The sequence below is a fragment of the bacterium genome (assembly GCA_040755795.1).
Classification (GTDB): domain Bacteria; phylum UBA9089; class CG2-30-40-21; order CG2-30-40-21; family SBAY01; genus JBFLXS01.
Genome location: JBFLXS010000611.1, coordinates 1 through 1,786, shown reverse-complemented (window position 1 = coordinate 1,786; position 1,786 = coordinate 1). Strand labels below are relative to the sequence as shown.

The 1,786-nt window shown below is 39.8% G+C and carries 3 protein-coding genes; all 3 read left to right on the top strand.

Features of this window, described 5'->3' with window-relative positions; translation table 11 throughout:
* The first annotated feature begins 645 nt into the window (after window positions 1-645).
* The 3 genes from AB1414_20215 to AB1414_20205 all read left to right on the top strand — a co-directional run bounded on the left by AB1414_20215 (window position 646) and on the right by AB1414_20205 (window position 1,540).
* Window positions 646-885, top strand: coding sequence for a YgiT-type zinc finger protein (locus AB1414_20215; GenBank protein ID MEW6609739.1), 240 nt, complete (start codon window positions 646-648; stop codon window positions 883-885).
* 284 nt (window positions 886-1,169) lie between these two features.
* Entirely contained in the window at window positions 1,170-1,361 is a 192-nt protein-coding gene (locus AB1414_20210; GenBank protein ID MEW6609738.1) for a type II toxin-antitoxin system HicB family antitoxin, read from the top strand.
* Complete coding sequence (locus tag AB1414_20205; protein ID MEW6609737.1) at window positions 1,358-1,540, top strand: type II toxin-antitoxin system HicA family toxin; 183 nt, start codon at window positions 1,358-1,360, stop codon at window positions 1,538-1,540. Before AB1414_20210 ends, AB1414_20205 begins: the two co-directional genes overlap by 4 nt.
* Window positions 1,541-1,786: the final 246 nt, after the last annotated feature.

Below are 1,786 nucleotides of genomic sequence, written 5' to 3'. Positions count from 1 at the left end.
GTCTTAATTATCTGCCAGATTTTCAATCCATTTGGGATATATCTGAAGAAGTGAGTAGGATGCTTATAGGTTTAATCAAATCAATTAAGAGTAAAATAGTATGAAGTATTTTCCCCCTTTCCTACTTGCTTGGTATGCTGAATAGTTACCAATGAATAATGTTTTAGTACGAATCAAACGAGCAATTCTTGCGGGGCAATATGCCTTTAGCGAAAAGGCACGCTTGGAAATGGGGTGGTGTCTGAAATTAACCACAAAGTGCACAAAGAAGACACAAAGAGCACAAAGAAATAAAGGGAAAATTTATTCTCTTAAAAATTTTTGAGTCCTTTGTGAAACCCTTTGTGATCTTTGTGGTTTAAAAAAATTGTAGCTATTGTCAGACACCACCGGAAATGGAGGCAGATTGTCTTAGAGAACTTGATGTGGCTGAATCAATTCTCAATGCTGTTGCTATTTTACAAGACGATTCGCTCGGAGAGTCCGTTTCGTAAACACTCCAGAGAATATCTTTATGTCATTCAAAGCACGAACTTAGATAGATTGGCGATCTATTCTAAAGGTAAATTCGTTCGTGAAGATGGAGAAGAAACTTATTACTTCCTCATTTCTTCCAAGAAAGCAATTTGAAAGGAGATAAGAACAATGATAAAAATTGCAATATGTCCATCTTGCGGTAGTAATAAAATCAAAAAGGTAAAGCAGGACTGGACTGAAAAGTATCAAGGGCGATCCTATACAGTTCCATCGTTAGAGTTCTATGTGTGTCCGGATTGTGATGAAAGAGTCTATGATAGGCAAGCTATGCGCAGAATTGAAGCCTATTCTCCAACTTTTGCTAAGAGGCACACAAGGACAAAAGCTGGTATAATGGTTCATGCTTGACCTAAAGAATAAGATAGTTTGGGAATGGCATTTTCCCATTGTAATGGATTAGAAGGGGAGAATAGGATACTCTTTGTCTTTCAGTTAAAAATAGTTACAGAAAAACAGTGAGAATTAGTAGAAGAAGGTAAGCCTAACAAGTCGTTGCATCGGACGGCGGGGACTGTGCCGTGGTCAGAGTTTTGTGGTCTCTCAAAGTTTTATCTTGCTATCAAACTTTTGTGGCAATCCTCCCCGCCGCACCTAAACTTTATCGTTAGACGTTATAGAGGAGGAACTTACCAATGAAAGCGATAAAATACATCTATTGGCAAGATGGAGATATGTGGCTTGGATATCTGGAAGAATACCCTGATTACTGGAGTCAAGGCGAAACTATAGAAGAACTAAAAGAAAATCTGAGAGATATCTTCCGGGAAGTTATCAGCGGAAGTATCCCTTGCGTTCGAAGGGTTGCCGAATTGAAAGTGGCATGAAACGAAAAGACTTGATACACGAGTTAGGAAAAATGGGGTGCACATTCATTCGTCCTGGGGCGAAGCACGATTGGTATCAGAATCCGAGGACGAAAGTATCTCAACCTGTTCCTCGTCACAGGGAAATCAAGGAGCATCTGGCGAGACATATCATCAAAATGTTAAGGGATGAAATCTAACGAATTAAGAATTTGGCGAGGAGGGGGGTCAGATCGTAAATGTGGAATGCACAATAATTCGGTGAGGCAGAGGAAAAGGAAAAGACAGCGAAAGGGAAGAACAAAAAATACAAAGAAATTTGGTAACTATTCAGCCTGTAGGAAAGTAGGAGAGTAGGGAAGTAGGAAAGGGGAGACATTGTCCCCAGAAGAGGAATACCGTGCACATCCTTTATCCCTTTCCTACTACCTACTTGCCTACTATTT

Coding starts and splice junctions, on each gene's coding strand:
- AB1414_20210 (MEW6609738.1), top strand. CDS start 1,170: ATGAAAGCGATAAAATACATCTATTGGCAAGATGGAGATATGTGGCTT.
- AB1414_20205 (MEW6609737.1), top strand. CDS start 1,358: ATGAAACGAAAAGACTTGATACACGAGTTAGGAAAAATGGGGTGCACA.
- AB1414_20215 (MEW6609739.1), top strand. CDS start 646: ATGATAAAAATTGCAATATGTCCATCTTGCGGTAGTAATAAAATCAAA.